This window comes from Tistlia consotensis USBA 355 (assembly GCF_900177295.1).
In the GTDB taxonomy this organism is placed as follows: domain Bacteria; phylum Pseudomonadota; class Alphaproteobacteria; order Kiloniellales; family DSM-21159; genus Tistlia; species Tistlia consotensis.
In genome coordinates this window covers 1-19727 of sequence record NZ_FWZX01000029.1, presented here as the reverse complement: position 1 = coordinate 19727, position 19727 = coordinate 1, and the positions used below count along the sequence as shown (strand labels likewise).

19 protein-coding genes are annotated in these 19727 nt (G+C 71.7%); 10 read left to right on the top strand and 9 right to left on the bottom strand.

The window, feature by feature from the left end; translation table 11 throughout:
* Positions 1–28 precede the first annotated feature (28 nt).
* Positions 29–991: a 2-dehydropantoate 2-reductase gene (locus tag B9O00_RS25370; RefSeq protein ID WP_085125520.1), complete on the top strand. Its 963-nt coding sequence runs from the start codon at positions 29–31 to the stop codon at positions 989–991.
* A 4-nt stretch (positions 992–995) separates the two neighbouring features.
* On the opposite strand, the gene B9O00_RS25365 is transcribed toward B9O00_RS25370, so the two are convergent.
* From B9O00_RS25365 to B9O00_RS25335, 7 genes are all read right to left on the bottom strand, one after another.
* A complete protein-coding gene (locus B9O00_RS25365) occupies positions 996–2378 on the bottom strand; it encodes an HD domain-containing phosphohydrolase (RefSeq protein ID WP_085125519.1) in 1383 nt (460 codons plus the stop codon).
* Between the two features lie 135 nt (positions 2379–2513).
* Positions 2514–4148 (bottom strand): AMP-binding protein, encoded by a 1635-nt coding sequence (locus tag B9O00_RS25360; protein WP_085125518.1) that lies wholly within the window; start codon positions 4146–4148, stop codon positions 2514–2516.
* 123 nt (positions 4149–4271) lie between these two features.
* Entirely contained in the window at positions 4272–6005 is a 1734-nt protein-coding gene (ggt, locus tag B9O00_RS25355; RefSeq protein ID WP_085125517.1) for a gamma-glutamyltransferase, read from the bottom strand.
* Positions 6006–6147: 142 nt separating this feature from the next.
* The gene (locus B9O00_RS25350; protein WP_085125516.1) at positions 6148–6546 is read right to left on the bottom strand and encodes a DUF1801 domain-containing protein; all 399 of its coding nucleotides are present in this window, start codon (positions 6544–6546) and stop codon (positions 6148–6150) included.
* Positions 6547–6756: 210 nt separating this feature from the next.
* On the bottom strand, positions 6757–7167 hold the full coding sequence (locus B9O00_RS25345) for an SRPBCC family protein (protein WP_085125515.1): 411 nt from the start codon (positions 7165–7167) through the stop codon (positions 6757–6759).
* Complete coding sequence (locus tag B9O00_RS25340) at positions 7164–7490, bottom strand: ArsR/SmtB family transcription factor (protein ID WP_085125514.1); 327 nt, start codon at positions 7488–7490, stop codon at positions 7164–7166. Before B9O00_RS25340 ends, B9O00_RS25345 begins: the two co-directional genes overlap by 4 nt.
* Positions 7491–7587: 97 nt before the next feature.
* Complete coding sequence (locus tag B9O00_RS25335; protein ID WP_085125513.1) at positions 7588–8019, bottom strand: helix-turn-helix domain-containing protein; 432 nt, start codon at positions 8017–8019, stop codon at positions 7588–7590.
* 89 nt (positions 8020–8108) lie between these two features.
* Between B9O00_RS25335 and B9O00_RS25330 the strand changes: the two genes are divergently transcribed.
* The 3 genes from B9O00_RS25330 (at position 8109) to B9O00_RS25320 (ending at position 10961) form a co-directional block, all read left to right on the top strand.
* Positions 8109–8987: a class I SAM-dependent methyltransferase gene (locus B9O00_RS25330; RefSeq protein ID WP_200808662.1), complete on the top strand. Its 879-nt coding sequence runs from the start codon at positions 8109–8111 to the stop codon at positions 8985–8987.
* A 199-nt stretch (positions 8988–9186) separates the two neighbouring features.
* On the top strand, positions 9187–9816 hold the full coding sequence (locus B9O00_RS25325; protein ID WP_085125511.1) for a DJ-1/PfpI family protein: 630 nt from the start codon (positions 9187–9189) through the stop codon (positions 9814–9816).
* A 389-nt stretch (positions 9817–10205) separates the two neighbouring features.
* Entirely contained in the window at positions 10206–10961 is a 756-nt protein-coding gene (locus B9O00_RS25320; protein WP_200808661.1) for an alpha/beta fold hydrolase, read from the top strand.
* Between the two features lie 28 nt (positions 10962–10989).
* On the opposite strand, the gene trpE is transcribed toward B9O00_RS25320, so the two are convergent.
* On the bottom strand, positions 10990–12510 hold the full coding sequence (gene trpE, locus B9O00_RS25315; RefSeq protein ID WP_085125510.1) for an anthranilate synthase component I: 1521 nt from the start codon (positions 12508–12510) through the stop codon (positions 10990–10992).
* A gap of 190 nt (positions 12511–12700) precedes the next feature.
* On the bottom strand, positions 12701–14572 hold the full coding sequence (locus B9O00_RS25310; RefSeq protein WP_085125509.1) for a SurA N-terminal domain-containing protein: 1872 nt from the start codon (positions 14570–14572) through the stop codon (positions 12701–12703).
* 255 nt (positions 14573–14827) lie between these two features.
* Here B9O00_RS25310 and tpiA point away from each other — a divergent pair, with 255 nt between their 5' ends.
* The 6 genes from tpiA (at position 14828) to B9O00_RS25280 (ending at position 19637) form a co-directional block, all read left to right on the top strand.
* Positions 14828–15601: a triose-phosphate isomerase gene (gene tpiA, locus B9O00_RS25305; protein ID WP_085125508.1), complete on the top strand. Its 774-nt coding sequence runs from the start codon at positions 14828–14830 to the stop codon at positions 15599–15601.
* A gap of 144 nt (positions 15602–15745) precedes the next feature.
* Positions 15746–16156: a preprotein translocase subunit SecG gene (gene secG, locus B9O00_RS25300; RefSeq protein ID WP_085125507.1), complete on the top strand. Its 411-nt coding sequence runs from the start codon at positions 15746–15748 to the stop codon at positions 16154–16156.
* A gap of 239 nt (positions 16157–16395) precedes the next feature.
* On the top strand, positions 16396–18021 hold the full coding sequence (gene pyrG, locus B9O00_RS25295) for a CTP synthase (RefSeq protein WP_085125506.1): 1626 nt from the start codon (positions 16396–16398) through the stop codon (positions 18019–18021).
* Positions 18022–18033: 12 nt separating this feature from the next.
* Positions 18034–18906 carry a 3-deoxy-8-phosphooctulonate synthase gene (gene kdsA, locus B9O00_RS25290; protein WP_085125505.1) on the top strand — a complete coding sequence of 291 codons (873 nt, stop codon included), beginning with the start codon at positions 18034–18036 and terminating at the stop codon, positions 18904–18906.
* A 68-nt stretch (positions 18907–18974) separates the two neighbouring features.
* Positions 18975–19211, top strand: coding sequence for a hypothetical protein (locus tag B9O00_RS25285; protein WP_085125504.1), 237 nt, complete (start codon positions 18975–18977; stop codon positions 19209–19211).
* A gap of 102 nt (positions 19212–19313) precedes the next feature.
* A complete protein-coding gene (locus tag B9O00_RS25280) occupies positions 19314–19637 on the top strand; it encodes a hypothetical protein (protein ID WP_085125503.1) in 324 nt (107 codons plus the stop codon).
* The last annotated feature ends 90 nt before the right edge of the window (positions 19638–19727 follow it).

The following is a 19727-nucleotide window of genomic DNA, read 5'->3' as shown; positions in this document are numbered from 1 at the left end:
GTCCGCCGCTTCCTGACACTGCGGGCCCATGACCTCGGATGAGCCTCGGCCCCCTGCCATCCCGGACGCGCCCGGCACGCCGGCCGTCGCCGTCGTCGGTCTCGGCGGCGTCGGCGGGGTGGTCGCCGGCTGCCTCGCCGAGGCCGGCCGGTGCGCGCTCGTCACCTGCACCCGCCGGCCGCTGCCGGCGCTGATCTTCGAGCGTGCCGGCGCGGCCGTCGAGCTGGCGCCGCGCAACCTGACCCGGCCCGACGCGGCCGGACCGGTCGACTGGGTGCTGCTCTGCACCAAGACCTACGACAGCGCGGCGGCCGGGGCCTGGCTGCGGCGGCTCTGCGGCCCCTCGACCCGGGTCGCGGTGCTGCAGAACGGCCTGGGGCAGGTCGAGCGCATCGCGCCCTTCCTGGGCGAAGCGGCCGCCCTGCCGGCCATCGTCTACTACAACGGCGAACGGCTGGCGCCCGACGGACCGGATCGCGTCCGGGTGCGGCTCAATCCGGTCGGCGCGCGCGACCTGGTCGTGGCGGACGACCCGGCCGGGCGCGCCTTCGCCCGGCTGTTCGAGGGCACGCCGCTCAGGGTCGAGCTGAGCGGCGACTTCGTCACGCTGATCTGGCGCAAGCTGCTGCTGAACGGGGCGGCCAACCCGATCTCGGCGCTGGTGCGCCAGCGCCAGGTCGCGTTCCGGCGGCCCGAGATCCAGGCCCTGGCCCTGGAGGTGCTGACGGAGGCCGTCGCCGCCGGCCGCGCCGAAGGCGCCCGCCTGGAGCCCGACGAGGCCGAGCGGATGCTGGCGATCCTGCTGAGCTATCCGGCCGAGACCGGCACCTCGATGTACTTCGACGCGACCCTCGGCCGGCCCCTGGAGATCGAGGCGGTGACCGGCGAGATCGTCGCCGCCGCCGAACGCCACGGCATCGCGACGCCGATCAACCGCACGCTGCTGACCCTGCTGCGCGCGGTCAGCGACGCGGCCGCGGCCGGAAGCTAGCGGCTCAGGCGGACTCGGCGGTGCTCCAGCCGGGCACCGTGATCTCCTGGCGCTCGATCAGCTCCAGGCAGGCGTCGACGACCTCGGCGTCGAGCTTGCGGCCGCGCAGCGCGCGCAGGATCTCGATCGCCTTCTCGAGTCCGAGCCCGGGCCGGTAGGGCCGGTGCGAGGTCACCGCCTCCAGGACATCGGCGACCGACAGGATGCGCGATTCCAGCAGCAGGCGGTCGCCGGTCAGCCCCTGCGGGTAGCCCGAGCCGTCGATCGCCTCGTGGTGCTCGCGGACCATGCGCGCGACCGGCCAGGGGAAGTCGATGTCCTTGAGGATCTCGTAGCCGACCTCGGCGTGGGTCTTGACGATCTCGAACTCGGGCTCCGAGAGCCGCCCCGGCTTGTTCAGGATGTCGCTCGGCACGTTGATCTTGCCGATGTCGTGGACGATCGCCGCCAGGCGCAGGCCTTCCAGGCGCGATTCGTCGAGGCGGAGGCGGCGGCCGATCGCCAGCGCGATGTCGGCGACCCGATTCTGGTGTCCGATGACGTAGGGGTCGCGGCGCTCGACCGTGGCACAGAGCGCCTGGACGGTCTTGACCATCGAGACCTTGAGGCGGCGCAGTGCCTGGACCTGCTCGGTGACGTCGTGGCAGCTCAGCAGCCAGCGGCTGCTGCCGATCCTGATCGGCTTGGCGTTGATCAGGAGGTCGCGCCGCGAGCCGTCTGGCCGCAGCACGCTGGTCTCGATGTTGCGGGTCTCGCGGTCGCGCGGCAGCGAGCGGAGCAGGCAGGTGTCGCGGCCGATCAGCTCGCGGAGTGTCCGGCGCGACAGCACCTCTTCGGAATCGATGCCGAAGATCGCCCGCACGTTGGGCGTGGCGAAGGTGAAGCGGCAGGCGGCGTCGAGCAGGAGCACCGAGTCGGAGATGCTCTCGACCACCACCCGCTGCAGGGCCTCGGCCTCCGCGAGATGCTGCTCGGTCGCGCGCTGCTCCGTCCGGTCGATGATCAGGACGAGCAGGCCTGCCGGTCGGGCATAGGCGTCGTCGAGGCGCATCTTGAAGATCTCGCCGCGCACCGTCTTGCGGCCCTTGAGCCGCAGCTCGAACGGGGAGGTCGCGGTGCCGCCCTCGGTCAGCACGCGGCGGTCGATGTCCTGGTGGAGCACGGCGTCGACGATGTCGAGCTGCGCCGAGGTCTTGCCGATCAGGTCGCTCGCCGGGCGGCCCAGGAAGCGGCAGAGTGCCCGGTTGGCGTGGGTGATGACGAGATTGATGTCCTTGATGAAGGCCGGCAGGGGCAGCATCTCGAAGACCGTGCTGTGGCCCAGCGGCGTCATCGTCACGGCCGGCGGATAGAAGCTCGGCCCGACATCGGACAGCTCGGCATCCATTGATTAGCCTTCGAACGTATTAGTGGTGCACGGCGGCATCTCCGCACTTATAGGGCGGCGGCAATTAACAGTGTATTTACGTTGAAAATCGTCGACCGCCCGCGTCGGCGCGGGCGGTCGCGCCCAGGCGTGGCCTCAGGGCCGGCCGCGCAGGTCCCGGCGCAGGATCTTGCCCACCGTCGACTTCGGCAGGGCGTCCAGGAACGCGACCTCTTTCGGCACCTTGTAGGCGGCGAGGCCCTTGCGGCAGTGCGCGATCAGGTCGGCCGCACAGAGCTCGGTGTCCGGTGCCCGGACGACGAAGAGGCGGACCGCCTCGCCGGTCTTCTCGTCCGGCGCGCCGACGCAGGCGCATTCGGCGACGCCGGCGCAGGCTGCGGCGACCGCCTCGACCTCGTTCGGATAGACGTTGAAGCCGGAGACGCTGATCATGTCCTTCTTGCGGTCGACGATCTTCAGCTGCCCGGCGGCGTCGAAGATCCCGATGTCGCCGGTGCGGAACCAGCCGTCGCCGGTGAAGGCCGTGGCGTTGGCTTCGGGCTTCTGCCAGTAGCCGGCCATGACCTGGGGGCCCTTGACGCAGACCTCGCCGGCCTCTCCGAGCGGCACCGCCCGGCCGGTCTCGTCGAGCAGGACGATGTCGGTCGAGGGGAAGGGCAGGCCGACGGTCGCCGAGAAGCCGCCGCCCGGCCGGTTGAGCGTCAGCACCGGCGAGGTCTCCGACAGGCCGTAGCCCTCCAGGATCGGGCGGCCGGTCACGGCCTCCCAGCGCTCCGAGGTGATCGGCAGGATGGTCGCGCCGCCGCCGATCGAGACGCGCAGCGCGGCGAAGTCGAGCGCCCGGAACCTGGGATGCTGCACCAGGCCGCCGAACATCGTGTTGACCCCGGTGAAGACGCTCGGCTTCGCCGCGGCGAAGGTGTCGACGAAGGCCTCCGGGTCGCGCGGGTTGGGCACCAGCCAGTTCTCGGCGCCGAGCGAGAAGTAGGTCAGGAAGTTCACCATCAGCGCGAAGACGTGATAGAGCGGCAGGGCGGTCAGCACGACCTCCTCGCCGGGCCGCGTCATCTCCGGCAGGAAGGCCTTGAACTGCTCGGTGTTGGCGACGAGGTTGCGGTGCGACAGCGCGGCACCCTTCGCCTGGCCCGTCGTGCCGCCCGTGTACTGCAGGAACAGCAGGTCGTCGCCGGTCAGCGCGACCGGCGCGAAGGGCAGTGCGGCGCCCCGCGCCAGGGCCTCGGCGAAGCCGACGGCGCCCTCGAGGCGCGGGTCGGGCGGCGGGCTGGGCAGCGCTGCACCGGTGCCGTCGGCCAGCCCGACGGTGACGACGTTGCGCACCGGCGTCTGCCCGACGATCTCGGCGAGCGCCGCCGAGACGCCGCCGAAGATCACGATCGTCTCGGCGCCGGCGTCGGCGAGCTGGTCCTTCAGCTCGCGCGCCGTGTAGAGCGGATTGACGTTCACCTGCACGGCGCCGGCCCGCACGATGCCGATCAGCGAGATCGGGAAGGCCGGGACGTTCGGCAGCATGACCGCGACCCGGTCGCCCCTGGCGACGCCGAGCCCGCCCTGCAGGAAGGCGGCGAAGTCGCGCGACAGCCGGTCGACCTCGCGGTAGGTCAGGGTCTGCCCGAAGCAGCGGAAGGCCGGCCGCTCGGCGTAGCGCGTCATGGCCTCTTCGAGCAGCGCCAGGACCGACGGATAGGCGTCCGGGTCGATCTCGGCCGGGACGTGCGCGGGATAGCTGGCGAGCCAGTGCTTTTCCGACATGACCTTTCCTCCCCTCGAGGCGGCCTTTTGGCCGGCCGCTCTCGTCGCGGTTGGCGCCCGGAGACACCCCCGGAGGCGCGCCGGGAAAGGCTAGCGCCAATTCGCGGCGCTGTCAGTCACCGGTCAGTAGCCGGCGGCCGCGCCGGCCGGCCGGCGGTCGTCGTTGGCGCCGTAGAGCACCCGCCGCGCGGCGCCGCCCGCGGGGTCGGGCTCGCTGCCGACCTCGATGCCCTCGGCCGCGCCCCAGCCGCGCTGCTCGACGAGGTCGTAGCCCATGGCGGCCAGCTTCGCGCGGGTGTCGGGCGACAGGGCGTAGGGCTCGACGAAGACCTTGTCGGGCAGCCACTGGTGGTGGATGCGCGGCGCGTCGATCGCGGCCTGGATGTCCATGCCGTGGTCGACGACGTTGAGGATCGCCTCCAGGGTGATGGTGATGATGCGCGAGCCGCCGGGGCTGCCGACGACCAGGAAGACCTTGCCGTCCTTGGTCACGATGGTCGGGCTCATCGAGCTCAGCGGGCGCTTGCCGGGCGCGATCGCGTTGGCCTTGCCCTGGACCAGGCCGAAGAGGTTGGGCACGCCGGGCTTCGAGGTGAAGTCGTCCATCTCGTCGTTGAGGAAGAAGCCGGTGTCGCCGGCGATCACCTTGGCGCCGAAGAAGGCGTTGATCGTGTAGGTCAGCGAGACCGCGTTGCCGTCCTTGTCGACGATCGAGAAGTGCGTCGTCTGGGTGCCCTCGTGGGGCGGCACGCCGGGCCTGACCGCGCTCGACGGTGTCGCCTTTTCCGGCTCGATCGCCTGGCGGATCGCCGCCAGGTGCGCGGGCGACAGCAGCTCGGCGACCGGGTTGTCGACGAAGGCCGGGTCGCCGAGCGAGAAGTTGCGGTCGACGTAGGCGTGGCGCATCGCCTCGACCATCAGGTGCACGGCCGCGGCGGAGTGGAAGCCGAGCCGGGCCATCGGGTAGCCCTCGAGCACCCCGAGGATCTCGCAGAGCGTCGTGCCGCCCGAGCTCGGCGGCGGCGACGAGAGGATCTCGTAGCCGCGGTAGCCGCAGCGCAGCGGCGCGGTCTCGGGGACCGTGTAGTCGGCGAAGTCCTTGAGGGTCAGCAGGCCGCCGTGGGCCCGGCTCGCCGCCACGATCGCCGCGGCGATCGGGCCCTTGTAGAAGGCGTCCGCGCCGTCCTTCTCGATCTTCCCGAGGGTTGCCGCCAGGTCCTTCTGGACCAGCCGCTCGCCGGCCTGCCAGGGCCGGCCCCCGTTCAGGAAGATCGCCGCGACGTTGGGCTCGCCGGCGAAGGCCTCGGCGCCGCGCTTCAGGATCTCGGCGTCGCCCTTGGTCAGGAGGTAGCCGTCGCGGGCCAGCGCGATGGCCGGCGCCATCAGCCGGGCGCGGGTCATGGTGCCGTAGCGCTGGCGCAGGGTCTCCAGCCCGAGCACCGTGCCCGGCACGCCGACCGCCTTGTAGCCGCGCAGGCTGAGGCCCGGCACGACGTTGCCGGCGGCGTCCAGGTACATGGTCTCGGTCGCGGCCTCCGGCGCCTTCTCGCGGAAGTCGAGGAAGCTGTCCCTGCCGTCGGCCAGGTGGAGCGTCGCGAAGCCGCCGCCGCCGAGGTTGCCGCAGCAGGGATGCACGACGGCCAGGGCATAGCCGACCGCGACCGCGGCGTCGACGGCGTTGCCGCCGGCCTTCAGGATCTCGACGCCGATCTCGGAGGCGTAGTGCTGGGCGGTGACGACCATGCCCTGGCTCGCCTCGACCGGCGGCGGCGAGACCGCAGCGGACGTGCCGGGCCAGGCGAGGCAGGTGAGCGGAGACAGGGCGACGAGCAGGGCGAGGCGGAGCAGCCGGCGCATGTCCTCTCCTTCGGACGCAAGACTCGGGCCCGGCAGCACAGGGCTGCGCGGGCACCGTCCCAAGGGGAGCACGAGCGGGCGGTTCGCGCCAAGCGCCGATGGCCGCGTCCGGTGGTCGCCGGCCGGGACCCGGCTGCGCGGATCAGCGCCTGGCCTTGGATCGGTTGAGAGCCACGGCGGCGCGCACCAGCGCCTTGAAGGCCGCCTCGTCGATCACCGCACCCTCGCGGAAGTCGATGGCGCGCCGGGCATTGCCCTCGAGGCTGGCGTTGAACAGGCCCGAGGGGTCATCGAGGGCCGCGCCCCTGGCGAAGGTCGTCTTCACCACGGCCTTGTAGGTCTCGCCGGTGCAGAGGATGCCGTGGTCCGACCAGACCGGCACGCCGCGCCACTTCCACTCCTCGACGACCTCGGGAGCGGCCTCCCTGACGAGGCCGCGAAGCCGGCCGAGCAGCGCGCCGCGCCAGTCGCCCAGCTCGGCGATCCGCGTGTCGATCAGCTCGGACGGCGACCGGGTCTCCGGTGCTTCGTTCGTCGTCATGGTCGTTTCCCAATTTCGTTCCGAGAGGTGTGGGTGTAGGCGTATCCTTGACGCACCTAGTTCGCTTCATCCTGAGCCTGTCGAAGGGTGAAGCGAAGGTGGCACCGGCAGCGCCGAATGGCTTCACCCTTCGACAGGCTCAGGATGAAGCCATCCTTGACGATAGAATGACACCGACGCCGAGCCGATCCGTCCCGGCGCCGCGTGCCCTCACGCCGCCCGCGCCAGCAGCTGCTCCAGGTTGTCGAGGAAGCGCGGCCAGCCGTGCCGGGCGCCCTGGTAGGCCTGCTGCTGGTCCGGCCGGAAGCCGACCTGCTCCATGCGCAGGCGGGTGCCTCTGCCGCTCGGGGTGAGCGTCCAGGTCACGACGCTCTCGAGGCCATGGGCCGCCCAGCTGTAGGACAGCGTGCGGTTCGGCTCGATCGTCAGGACCTCGCAGTCGACGCTGCCCCAGTCCGCGCTGAGGTCGAAACGCCGGCCGACGACCGGCTGGAAGTCGGTCTTCATCAGCCACTCCTCGATCAGCTGCGGCTGCGTCAGCGCGCGCCAGATCTTTTCGGGCGGGTGCGGGATCTCGCGCTCGACGACGACGGAGAGCGTTTCGGTCGTGCTTGTGGTCACTGGTCCATCCTCTTCAGCAGGTCTTCGAGCCGGTCGAACCGGCCTTCCCAGAAGCCGGCCATCTGGCTCGTCCAGTCGATCAGCGGCGCCAGGGCGCCGGGCAGCGCGCTGTAGTGGGTCTGGCGCCCCTGGTGGCGGTCGCGCACCAGCCCGGCCCGCTTCAGCACGCCGAGGTGCTTCGAGACGGCCGGCTGCGAGATCCCGGCGTGCGCGGTCAGGACCCCGACCGTCTGCTCGCCGTCGCGGCACAGCCGCTCGAAGAGCGCCCGGCGCGTCGGGTCGGCGAGCGATCTGAAGAGCAGGTCTCGGGGGTCTGGCGTCATGATCCATAACCAATGGTCTATGAATCAATCCATAACTGTTTGGTTATTCGTGAGTCAAGCGCGAAGGCGCCGCGGCGGCGGCCTTGCCGGCCGCGCATCAGTCCGGCTGCGGCACCCGCCTGCGCGGGGCCCGGATCGTTCCCGCGGCCGCGGCCTGCATCAGCCGGCGGAAGGTCGGGCATTCCAGGTGGCTCGGCGCCGGGCAGGCGGCGGCGTGGCGCAGGCCGTCGCGCAGGGCGCTCAGGTCCCGGATCGTCCGGTCCAGCTCCTCGGCCTTGGCTGCGAGCTGCTGCCGGTCGATGCGCGGCGTGCCGTCCGGCGCGAACATCGCCGCGATCTCGTCGAGGGAGAAGCCGCTGGCGCGCGCCAGGGCGATCAGCGCCAGCCGCTCCAGCACGCCGGGATCGAACAGGCGGCGCAGCCCGCGCCGGCCGATCGAGGCAATCAGCCCCTTCTCCTCGTAGTAGCGCAGCGTCGAGGCGGGCAGGCCGGAGCGCCGCGCCACCGCCGCGATGTCCAGGTCCTGCATGGGCCGCTCCTTCGGGACTTGACCTCAAGTCGGCTTGAAGTGGCAGGGTCGTCTTCGAGAGCGCAAACGGCAAGCGAAAGGCGACGGCGATGGACGAGCGGAAGGCGCGGAATGGGATGCAGGAGGCGGCGCCGGGCGGCGACCAGGCGGCGCGCTGGAACGGACCGGCCGGCCGGGCCTGGGTCGAGGCGCAGGCGGCGCTCGACGCGCTGTTCGAGCCCTTCGAGCGGCTGCTCGCCGGGCAGGTCCCGGAAGGCTCCGCAGCCGGCGTGCTCGACGTCGGCTGCGGCACCGGCGCCACGACCCTGGCGATCGCCCGCCGCCTCGGGCCCGGCGGCCGCTGCCTCGGCCTCGACCTCTCGGCGCCGATGCTGGCCCGCGCCCGGGAGCGCGCCGCGGCGGAAGGCTCGCCGGCCCGCTTCCTCCAGGCCGACGCGGCGGGCCACGCCTTCGAGCCGGCGGCCTTCGATCTCATCGTCTCGCGCTTCGGCGTGATGTTCTTCGACGATCCCGTGCGTGCCTTCGCCAACCTGCGCGCCGCCGCCAAGCCGGGCGCGGCCCTGCGCTGCATCGCCTGGCGCAGCCCCGGCGAGAACCCCTTCATGACCACCGCCGAGCGCGCCGCCGCGCCGCTGCTGCCGCCTTTGCCGCCGCGAGTGCCCGACGCCCCCGGCCAGTTCGCCTTCGCTGACCCGGAGCGGGTGCGGGGCATCCTGGAGGACAGCGGCTGGACCGCCGTCGCCCTCCGCCCCCTCGACGTTCCCTGCCGCCTGCCCGCGGCCGACCTGCAGCGCTACATCACCCGCATGGGCCCGGTCGGCACGGCCCTGCAGCAGGCCGACGCGGCGACGCGGGCGCGCGTGGTCGCGGCGCTGGAGGCGGCCTTCGCGGCCTATGTGGCGGAGGGCGAGGCGCGCTTCACGGCGGCCTGCTGGCTGGTCGAGGCGACAGCGGCGAAGGAGCGATGAGCGGTCGCTCCTGGCGCGGGTACTCGTTCTTCGATGGCTTCCGGCGCGCACCGCGGGCGCACGGCAGCCGCGCCGGCCGCGAGGCCGATGACCATCGGCCGGAATTGTACCGGAGGCAATGTTCCGGTTGCCCGACGGACGTGGGCGGGGGCAGGGTTCGCAGGCCGATCCGAAACCCTGTCGGGTAAGGGCCTCCGCCATGCAGATCGCCGTGCTCACCTTCGAGGGCTTCAACGAGCTCGACTCCTTCGTCGCGGCCGGCATCCTGAACCGCATGAGGCCGCAGGGCTGGAAGGCCTTCGTCACCTGTCCCGCCGAGACCGTCACCTCGATGAACGGCGTCACCGTCCAGGCGGAGCGGCCGCTGGAGTTCGCCGCCGCCGCCGATGCCGTGCTCTTCGGCAGCGGCGTCAAGACGCGCGAGATCGCGCGGGACCCTGGCCTGCTCGCCCGGCTGCGGCTCGACCCGGCGCGCCAGCTGATCGGCGCCCAGTGCTCGGGAACCCTGCTGCTCGCCAGGCTCGGGCTGCTCGGCGACCGGCCGGCCTGCACCGACCTCACGACCAGGCCCTGGGTCGTCGAGGCCGGGGTCCGGGTCCTGGACCAGCCCTTCCACGCCGCGGGCAACGTCGCGACCGCCGGCGGCTGCCTCGCCTCCCAGTACCTCGCCGCCTGGATCCTGCTGCGCGGCGCCAGCCGCGCGGCGGCCGAGGCCGCGCTGCACTACGTCGCGCCGGTCGGCCAGAAGGAAGAGTACGTCACGCGGGCGATGGCGGCGGTCGCGCCCTACCTGCCCGTCGAGACCGGCGCGCGGGCAGCGGCGCTCTGACCGCCGGCCAGGTTCGGGCCGTCGGGGCCCCTCGTGGCCGTCATGCCCGCCGAGGTGGGGACGACGACGGCCTGAAGGATGGGCTTGCACCGCGACGTCGCCGCCGGTGCCCCTTGCGAGCGACCTGTCCGACTTGCCCCGCTCGTGCTAGCGTCGCGCCGCTGGACGTCGCCCTGCTGGTCGTCATGCTGCGCGACGGTCGGGCCAGCGGCTCTCTGACGGCGGGAGGTGCGCGATGCTGAAGGTCCTGTCGGGCGCTCTTGCGGCGACCGCGATCGCCGGTCCGGCGGCGGCGGAGGCGCCGGCTTTTCCGGAGACCGCGGACCCGGGAGATCGAGACCGACGGCGCGGTCATCCACGTCCGCGTCGGCGGCCAGGGCCCCGCGGTCGTGCTGCTGCACGGCTTCGGCGACACCGGGGACATGTGGGCGCCTCTGGCGGTCGACCTCGCGCGGGATCACACGACCGTGGTGCCGGACCTGCGCGGCATGGGGCTGTCGAGCCACCCGGAAGGCGGCTACGACAAGCGGACCCAGGCCGCCGACGTCCGGGCGGTGCTCACCCGGCTCGGTCTCGACCGCGCCGCGATCGTCGGGCACGACATCGGCACCATGGTGGCCTACGCCTATGCGGCCCGCTATCGCGACAGCACCGGGAAGCTGATCGTGATGGACGCGCCGGTCCCCGGCATTCCGCCCTGGGACCAGATCGTCCGCAGCCCGCTGCTGTGGCATTTCGATTTCGGCGGGCCGGACATGGAGCGACTCGTGGCGGGACGGGAGCGCATCTATCTCGACCGCTTCTGGAACGAGTTCGCCGGCGATCCCTCGAAGATCGACGAAGCGACGCGGGCGCACTACGCGGCGCTCTACGCCCGGCCGGGCGCCATGCGGTCCGCCTTCGCCCAGTTCCGCTCGATCCGGCAGGACGCGGCGGACAACGCGGCGGCGATGGCGACGAAGCTGACCATGCCGGTGCTCGCGATCGGCGGCGAGAAGTCCTTCGGCGCCAACGAAGCGGTGGTCATGCGCAACGCCGCCGTCGACGTGACGGAGCTGGTCGTCCCGGATTCCGGACACTGGCTGATGGAGGAGCAGCCGGCCGCCACGATCGCCGCCGTGCGCTCCTTCCTGTCCCGCCGGTAGGCAGGCCGGCGGCCGTTCCGCGCGAGCGCTACCGGTTCCTTCCGCCCGTCCGGTCCGCGACCTTCACGGCCTCCTCGGCGCTGCGCACGAGGGCCCGGGCCTTGTTGCGGCACTCCTGGTGCTCGGACTCGGGGTCGCTGTCGGCGACGATGCCGGCGCCGGCCTGGATGTACATGGTCTCGTCCTTGACCAGGGCGGTCCGGAGGGCGAGGCAGGTGTCCATGGCGCCGCCGGCGCCGAAGTAGCCGACGGCCCCGCCGTAGGGGCCGCGGCGGTCGGGCTCCAGCTCCTCGATGATCTCCATGGCGCGGACCTTGGGCGCGCCGGAGACCGTGCCGGCCGGGAAGCCGGCGACCAGGGCGTCGATGGCGTCGTACTTCGGGTCGAGCTCGCCCTCGACGTTCGAGGAGATGTGCATGACGTGGCTGTAGCGCTCGATGACGAACTTCTCGGTGACCTCGACCGAGCCGATCTTCGAGACCCGGCCGACGTCGTTGCGGCCGAGATCGAGCAGCATCAGGTGCTCGGCGCACTCCTTGGGGTCGGCCAGCAGCTCCTCGGCCAGCGCCCGGTCGCGCTCGGGCGTCGCGCCGCGCGGGCGCGTGCCGGCGAGCGGGCGGATCGTCACGCGGCCGTCGCGCAGGCGCACCAGCACCTCGGGCGAGGAGCCGACCAGCGAGAAGCCCTCGAGGTCGAGGTAGAAGAGGAAGGGCGAGGGATTGAGCCGGCGCAGCGCCCGGTAGAGCGAGAAGGGCGGCAGGCGGAAGGGCACCGAGAAGCGCTGCGCCAGGACGACCTGGAAGATGTCGCCGGCGTAGACGTACTCCTTGGCCTTGGCGACCATCGCCTTGTAGGCCTCGGGCGTCATGTTCGAGACCGGCTCGGGCAGGGCGTCGATCTCGTCCTGCCAGGAGCGGCGGTAGGGCAGGGCGCGCTCGAAGTCCTGGGCGACCTCGGCCAGGCGCTCCAGGGCGCGGTCGTAGGCGGCGGTCGGGCCGACGTCGTCCTGCGGCCAGACCGGCGTGAAGACGGTGATCAGGTCCTCGACCCGGTCGAAGACGCAGGTCACGGTCGGGCGCACGAAGATCGCGTCGGGCACGCCCAGCACGTCGGGGTTCTCGTCGGGCAGGCGCTCCATGTGGCGCACCATGTCGTAGCCCATGTAGCCGATCAGGTTGGCGGCCATCGGCGGCGCGCCCGCGGGCAGCTCCAGGGCGTTGGCGCGGACCAGCTTGCGCAGCTCCTCGAGCGGCGGGCCGTCGAGCGGCTCGAAGGCCTGCGGCGCGTGGCGCGCCTTGCGGTTGATCTCGGCCCGGCCGCCCTTGGAGCGCCAGATCAGGTCCGGCTTCATGGTGATGAAGGAGTAGCGGCCGATCGTCGTGCCGCCCTCGACCGATTCGAAGAGGCAGGAGTAGGGCCGGCCTTCGGCGAGCTTGAGATAGGCCGAGACCGGCGTCTCCAGGTCGGCGATCAGGCGGGTCGAGACGACCTGCGGCCGGCCGGCCTTGTAGGCGGCCTCGAAGGCCGGAAAGTCGGGCGTCACTTCCATGGGGTCACTGACCTCGTCGCTGCGCGTGGGCAGGGGCGGCCCGGCGATCGCGTCGCGCTACGGTTTCGCATCCCTTCGGCCCTCAAACGATCCGTCGCTTCCTGGTGAGCCTGTCGAACCACGACGCGTGACTGCACCGTCGCGGACAACGTGGTCGACGACAGGCGGCGCTCCCTCGGTGACCGTCGGCCTAGAGGCCCGCCAGCACCTGGTCTATCCGATTCTGGTAGACCTGGACGCCGTGGCGCTGCTGCAGGGCGCGCAGGTAGAGGTCGAAGAGGTCGCCGCGCATGCGCTTGGTCAGGTTCTCGCGGATCTGTGCGACCTCCTGCGGCGCCTTCGCCGGGTCCGGCTCCTGGATGTCCTGGAGGACCGCGACGATCGGCCCGTCCGGCCCCTCGGCGGTGACGCTCTTGCCCTTCTTGGCGTCGAACAGCGCCTGGACCAGCGCCGCCGAGGGCTCCTGGGCGTCGCGCTTGACCGGCTTGCCCTCGGTCACGGTCAGGCCGGCCGCCTCGGCGACCTTGGAGAGGGTCTGGCCCTCGTCGAGCTGCTTCTGCAGGGCGTCGGCCCGCTTCCAGGCCTCGGCCTGCTCCTGGTCCTTCTGCCACAGCTTGCCGACCTGGTCCCTGACCGCCTCGAAGGGCTTCGGCTTGGCCGGGGTCTCGCCGTCGACGCGCAGCACGAAGTAGCCGTTCTGCTCGGTCTCCAGGACCAGCGACTGCTCGCCGACCGCGGTCTCGAAGGCCTGCTTCAGGAACTGCTGGGGCGCGGGCAGCGGGGTCACGGCGGTGCCGTCGGGCGCCGTGCCCTGGCGGTCGACCGCCGGGATCTTGCGCAGCTTCAGGTTCAGCTTCTTGGCGGCCTCGTCCAGGGTGGCGCCGCCGCCCAGCTCGTCGTCCAGCTGGTTGACGATCGAGACCAGGGCGTCGACCGCCTGGCGGCGCTTCAGCGCGGCCTCGATCTTCGGCTTGACCGTCGCGAAGTCGGGATGCTCGCCGTCCTTGATCGCCTCGACCTTGATCAGGTGCCAGCCGAAGCTGCTCTCGACCGGCGCCAGCACGCCGGGCGCCTTGCTGCCGAAGGCGACGTCGCGCAGCACCGGCGGCAGGGCGCTCTTCGCGACCGTGCCGAGCGGCACCGGGTCGGCCTTGGTCGTCTCCTTGACGACCTTGGCGTAGTCCTCGCCGGCCTCGACCCGCTTGTAGGCGGCCTCGGCGGCCTCCTTGCTGTCGTAGACCGCCTGCTCCAGGGTCCGCGTCTCGGGCTCGACGTAGGCCTCGAGGTTGTTCTTGTACTCGGCCTGCACCGCCTTCTCGTCGATCGAGACCTCGTCCATCAGGTCCTCGGGCTTCAGCCAGACGAAGCTGACCGAGCGGTAGGCCGGCGCCATGAAGGCGTCGCTGTGCTTGTCGTAGTAGGCCTTCAGCGTCGCGTCGTCCGGCAGCGCCACCTCGGGCTGGTCGGCCAGCTTGATCTCGACCCAGTCGGCGCGGCGCTGCTCGGCCTCGCGCCGGTAGAGCGTGTCGACCAGCAGGGCCGGCGGCTCGATCGCGGCGCCGAGCGCCGTGGTCAGCTGCTGCTGCAGCAGCTGTTCGCGCAGGTCGGCGACGTAGCCGGCTTCGCTGAGCTGGGCCTGGAACAGCGTCTGCTCGTAGCGCGAGCGGTCGAACTTGCCGTCCGGGCCGCGGAACGCCGGGTTGGCGTAGATCGCGTCGCGCACCTGGGTGTCGGTCACGATCAGCCCGCGCTGCCTGGCCTCCTCGGTGATCAGCTTGTCGGTGATCAGGCGCTGCAGGACCTGCTGGGGCAGGCCCAGCGACTGCGCCATCTGCATGTCGACCTGGCTGCCGATGCGGCGCGAGAGGATGTTCATCGTCTCGGACATCTCGCGGCGATAGACCTGCTCGGTGATCTCCTGGCTGCCGACCTCGGCGACCACGGGCTTGTCGCCGTGCTGGCGCAGCATGTCGCCGATGCCCCAGATCGCGAAGCTGAGGATCAGCAGGCCGAAGAGAACGATGACGAAGATCTTGGCGACGATGCCGCGCAGCTTATCCATTGAACCTGTCCGTGGAACCGGGTGAGTCGTCCGGCCGTCCCGCAAGGCCGGGTCGCGAAGCCTGTCCTCGCGAAGGCGGAGGGCGGCGCATATTAGGTGCGCTGCCGGAGCACGGCAACCGCCGCCCGGCGCCCGTGCGGGAAGGCGCCGCGGGCTGGTTTGCAGGCCCCCCTGCGTGCTAAGCACCTGTGCCGCCCGACCGGGGGCGGCCGGGGAGGAGTCCCCAGGCGAAGAAGACGAAGAGGGAGCGGGGCCATGGGCCGACCGTTGATCGCCGGCAACTGGAAGATGAACGGGCGGGTCGCCGACGGGCGCCTGCTGGCCGAGGAGATCGCCCAGCGCATGCACCGGGCCCGCGAGACCGACGAGCCGCAGCTGCCCGAGTGCGACCTCCTGGTCTGTCCGCCCTTCACCCTGCTGGAGACGGTGCACCGGGCGCTCGCCGGCAGCGGCGTCGCGCTCGGCGCCCAGGACTGCCACCCGGCGGCCTCCGGCGCCCACACCGGCGACATCTCGGCGGCGATGCTGGCCGACCTCGGCTGCTCGCACGTCATCGTCGGCCACTCCGAGCGGCGCCACGACCACGGCGAGGGCGACGCCCTGGTGCGCGCCAAGGCCGAGGCGGCGCTCGCCGAGGGCCTGGTGCCGGTCGTCTGCGTCGGCGAGACCGCGGCCGAGCGCGACGCCGGCCGCGCGCTGGCCGTGGTCACCGGCCAGCTCGCCGGCAGCCTGCCGGAGTCCTTCGAGCCCGAGCGCCTGGTCCTGGCCTACGAGCCGGTCTGGGCGATCGGCACCGGCAAGACCGCGACTCCGGCCGATGCCGCCGAGGTCCACCAGGCGATCCGCGGCGCCCTGGCCGCGCGCTTCGGCGCCGGGGCCGCCGCGGCGGTGCGGATCCTCTACGGCGGCTCGGTCAAGCCGGAGAACGCCGCCGAGCTGCTGCGCGCGCCGGAGGTCGACGGCGCCCTGGTCGGCGGCGCCAGCCTGAAGTCCGACGATTTCTGGCGCATCGCCCAGGCGGCGGGCTAGGGTGGTATCGCTGGCGGGCCGTCCGCATCCGCTCTAGCCATCGGGCGGCCGACCTATTAAATAGCCCGGCAACGGCGACCGCCCCGGCCCGGGCGCGGGCCGCCGTTCGTCGCGTTCCCGCTCGAGCCCGGAAGAAGTGCCCTCATGATCCAGATCCTGTTGATCGTCCACCTGGTGATCGCCCTGGCGATGATCGCCGTCGTGCTGCTGCAGCGCAGCGAAGGCGGCGGCCTCGGCATCGGCGGCGGCGGGGGCGGCGGCATGGCCGGCTTCATGACCGGCCGCGGCACGGCCAACATGCTGACCCGGACGACGGCGATCCTGGCGACCCTCTTCATGGTCAGCTCGATCACGCTGGCGATCCTGACCGGCAGCTCGCGCACCAGCGCGCCGACCTCGATCCTCGACACCGGCACGCCGCCGGCGGCCGGCGAGAGCCAGGCGCCGGCGGGCAGCGGCGGCGCGGCGGCGCCCGGCTCGACCTCGGGCACGGCGCCGGCGACCGGCGGTGCCGCCAAGAGCGAGCCCGCGGCGCCCAGCGTACCGGTCCAGTAGTCCCGGTCCCGTAGCCCCGGTCCGGCAAGCCGGGTCCGGCGACCTCGTCCTCCGTCCCGCTGCGGCGCCCGCGACTCGGGGCGCGCACCGGATCCCCTTCGACCCTCTCTTTCTTCGGCCTCCGGCGGCCGGGCGGCTGTCGCCCGGGCCCGCCGTTTGCCTAGCCCTGCGGAGCCTGCATGCTGTCCAGCCACCAACGCGCTTGCCCGAGCGCGCGACCGTCGCAATAGTGGGGGCCCATGGCGCGGTTCATCTTCATAACCGGCGGCGTGGTCTCCTCCCTCGGCAAGGGTCTGGCTTCCGCGGCACTGGGTGCCCTGCTGCAGGCGCGCGGCTTCAAGGTCCGCCTGCGCAAGCTCGATCCCTATCTCAACGTCGATCCGGGGACCATGAGCCCCTACCAGCACGGTGAGGTCTACGTCACCGACGACGGGGCCGAGACCGACCTGGACCTGGGGCACTACGAGCGCTTCACCGGCGTCGCCTCGACGCGCAGCGACAACGTCACGACCGGCCAGATCTACTCCAAGATCCTGGCCAAGGAGCGGCGCGGCGACTACCTCGGCGCGACGGTGCAGGTGATTCCGCACGTCACCGACGCGATCAAGGAGTTCGTGCGCGGCGACCTGCGCGACGAGGACTTCGTGATCTGCGAGATCGGCGGCACGGTCGGCGACATCGAGTCCCTGCCGTTCCTCGAGGCGATCCGCCAGCTCGGCAACGAGCTCGGCCGGGCCCGCTCGATGTTCGTGCACCTGACGCTCGTGCCCTACATCACCTCGGCCGGCGAGCTGAAGACCAAGCCGACCCAGCACTCGGTCAAGGAGCTGCAGTCGGTCGGCATCCAGCCCGACATGCTGCTCTGCCGCTCCGAGCACCCGATCGGCCAGGACGCCCGGCGCAAGCTGGCGCTGTTCTGCAACCTGCGGGAGGAGGCGGTGATCCAGGCGCTCGACGTCGACACGATCTACGCCGTGCCGCGCGCCTATCACGAGGAGGGCATGGACGACGTCGTCTGCCGCCACTTCGGGCTGGAGACGCCGGCGCCGGACATCGAGACCTGGGACCGCATCACCGAGATCCTGCGCCATCCCGACGGCGAGGTGACGATCGGCGTGGTCGGCAAGTACACCAGCCTGATCGACGCCTACAAGTCGCTGGCCGAGGCCCTGACCCACGGCGGCGTCGCCAACAACGTCAAGGTCCGGATCAACTGGCTCGATTCCGAGATCTTCGAGAAGGACGGCCACGTCCAGGAGCTCGAGGGCGTGCACGGCATCCTGGTGCCGGGCGGCTTCGGCGAGCGCGGCAGCGAGGGCAAGATCGCCGCGGCCCGCTTCGCCCGCGAGCGCAAGGTGCCCTACTTCGGCATCTGCTTCGGCATGCAGATGGCGGTGATCGAGGCGGCCCGGCACCTGGCCGGCATGTCCGGCGCCGGCTCCAGCGAGTTCGGGCCCTGCGACCCGGCCGTCGTCGGCTTGATGACCGAATGGGTCAAGGACAACGCGGTCGAGCGCCGCGGCAACGCCGACGACCTGGGCGGCACCATGCGGCTCGGCGCCTATCCCGCGGTGCTGGAGGCCGGCAGCAAGGTCGCCGAGATCTACGGCCAGCGCCAGATCAGCGAGCGGCACCGCCACCGCTACGAGGTCAACGTCAACCTCCGGCCGGCGCTCGAGGCGGTCGGCCTGCACTTCTCCGGCCTGTCGCCCGACGGCGAGCTGCCCGAGATCGTCGAGGTCGCGAGCCATCCCTGGTTCATCGGTGTACAGTTCCACCCGGAGCTGAAGTCGAAGCCCTTCGATCCGCACCCGCTGTTCACCTCCTTCGTGCGGGCGGCGGTCGAGCAGTCGCGCCTGATGTAGGAGCGGAATTCCTTGCCTGAGTCGGCCAGAGGGCCCGGTACCGCGGCGCATGCCGTCGAGGTCGGGTCCGTCACCTTCGCGAACGACCGCCCGCTGGCGCTGATCGCCGGGCCCTGCCAGCTCGAGAGCCGGCAGCACGCCCTGGAGATGAGCCGGGCGCTGAAGGAGGTCTGCGCGAGGGCCGGGGTCGGCCTCGTCTACAAGACCTCCTTCGACAAGGCGAACCGCACCTCGCTCGGCGCGCAGCGCGGCCTCGGCCTGGCGGACAGCCTGCCGATCTTCGCCGAGATCCGCGAGAGCCTCGGCATCCCGGTGCTGACCGACGTCCACGCGCCCGAGCAGTGCGCCCCGGTCGCGGAGGCGGTCGACGTGCTGCAGATCCCGGCCTTCCTCTGCCGCCAGACCGACCTGCTGGTGGCGGCGGCCGCGACCGGCGCGGCGGTCAACGTCAAGAAGGGCCAGTTCCTCGCGCCCTGGGACATGAAGAACGTCGTCGACAAGATCCGCGGCTCGGGCAACGACCGGATCCTGCAGACCGAGCGCGGCGTCTCCTTCGGCTACAACACCCTGGTCTCCGACATGCGCGCCCTGCCGATCATGGCGCGCGACAGCGGCGTGCCGGTGATCTTCGACGCGACCCACTCGGTGCAGCAGCCGGGCGGGCAGGGCGGCAGCTCGGGCGGCCAGCGCGAGTTCGTCGAGGCCCTGGCCCGGGCGGCCGTGGCGATCGGCGTCGCCGGCGTCTTCGTGGAGGTCCACCAGGACCCCGACAAGGCGCCCTCCGACGGCCCGAACATGGTGCCGCTCAAGGCCTTCCCGGCGCTTCTGGAGACGCTGGTCGAGTTCGACCGCCTGGCCAAGGCGCGCCCCTTCCGGCTGGCGTAGAGCCGACGGCGGCACTATATTTGGGTCGGTTGTTGGATTGGGGGCACCCGCCTTTTCGGAGCGTCGACGTGCAGAAGAGGAAAAGCAGCAGCTTCGCCGGTTCGTTCTCGAAGTCTGCTTACCTGGGCACCGCCAGCAATCTCCAGGATATCGCAGAGGCTGAGCTGGCCAAGGCACAGAGCCTCGCCGAGCAGGCGAGGGCGGAGAGCGACCCGGCGCGGCGACGCGTCCTGATCGAGCAGGCCCGCGAGGCCGCCCTGACGGCGCGCAGCGTCTCGGAGAAGGTCAAGCAGCTGGTGAAGTAGCGCCGTCTTCGGCGAAAGGGGCTGAACGTGAGCGACGCGTCAGCGAGCGAACCGCGGAGCAATCCCGCCGCGATAGCCGGATCGGACGCGTCAGGCGCCGACTTGGCCTCCCTCGATGCTCTGGTCAGCGACGTCAGGGCCGGGGTCACCCAGACCCGCGAGAGCCTCGTCGACCACCTCGCCAAGGTCCAGGCCGCCGACCGCTCGCTGATCGCCAAGCTGGTCGTCTGGCTGTTCCTGATCGCCTGCCTCGGCACGGTCGTCTTCATCGTCGTGGCGATCTGGGCCGGCTTCGCGGTCGCCGAATGGGACACCGGTGCCGAGCGGCTGATCCAGCTGCTCTCCTCGGTGATCCTGCCGGTCGTCACCCTGGTCATCGGCTACTACTTCGGCAGCGAGCAGAGCCGCCGGTCGGCCGACGGCTAGAGCAGTTTCTCAGCTGACGGAATCGTTAGGGATTCCGGCGCGCCGGGAAATCTGATTCAAGATGCCGGCTGGTGAGGGAGGCCAGCCTGC

Excerpts from the sequence above, each read along its gene's own strand:
- B9O00_RS25370 (WP_085125520.1), top strand. The coding sequence starts at position 29 with ATGACCTCGGATGAGCCTCGGCCCCCTGCCATCCCGGACGCGCCCGGC.
- B9O00_RS25365 (WP_085125519.1), bottom strand. The coding sequence starts at position 2,378 with ATGGATGCCGAGCTGTCCGATGTCGGGCCGAGCTTCTATCCGCCGGCC.
- B9O00_RS25360 (WP_085125518.1), bottom strand. The coding sequence starts at position 4,148 with ATGTCGGAAAAGCACTGGCTCGCCAGCTATCCCGCGCACGTCCCGGCC.
- ggt (WP_085125517.1), bottom strand. The coding sequence starts at position 6,005 with ATGCGCCGGCTGCTCCGCCTCGCCCTGCTCGTCGCCCTGTCTCCGCTC.
- B9O00_RS25350 (WP_085125516.1), bottom strand. The coding sequence starts at position 6,546 with ATGACGACGAACGAAGCACCGGAGACCCGGTCGCCGTCCGAGCTGATC.
- B9O00_RS25340 (WP_085125514.1), bottom strand. The coding sequence starts at position 7,490 with ATGACGCCAGACCCCCGAGACCTGCTCTTCAGATCGCTCGCCGACCCG.
- B9O00_RS25335 (WP_085125513.1), bottom strand. The coding sequence starts at position 8,019 with ATGCAGGACCTGGACATCGCGGCGGTGGCGCGGCGCTCCGGCCTGCCC.
- B9O00_RS25330 (WP_200808662.1), top strand. The coding sequence starts at position 8,109 with ATGGACGAGCGGAAGGCGCGGAATGGGATGCAGGAGGCGGCGCCGGGC.
- B9O00_RS25325 (WP_085125511.1), top strand. The coding sequence starts at position 9,187 with ATGCAGATCGCCGTGCTCACCTTCGAGGGCTTCAACGAGCTCGACTCC.
- trpE (WP_085125510.1), bottom strand. The coding sequence starts at position 12,510 with ATGGAAGTGACGCCCGACTTTCCGGCCTTCGAGGCCGCCTACAAGGCC.
- B9O00_RS25310 (WP_085125509.1), bottom strand. The coding sequence starts at position 14,572 with ATGGATAAGCTGCGCGGCATCGTCGCCAAGATCTTCGTCATCGTTCTC.
- tpiA (WP_085125508.1), top strand. The coding sequence starts at position 14,828 with ATGGGCCGACCGTTGATCGCCGGCAACTGGAAGATGAACGGGCGGGTC.
- secG (WP_085125507.1), top strand. The coding sequence starts at position 15,746 with ATGATCCAGATCCTGTTGATCGTCCACCTGGTGATCGCCCTGGCGATG.
- pyrG (WP_085125506.1), top strand. The coding sequence starts at position 16,396 with ATGGCGCGGTTCATCTTCATAACCGGCGGCGTGGTCTCCTCCCTCGGC.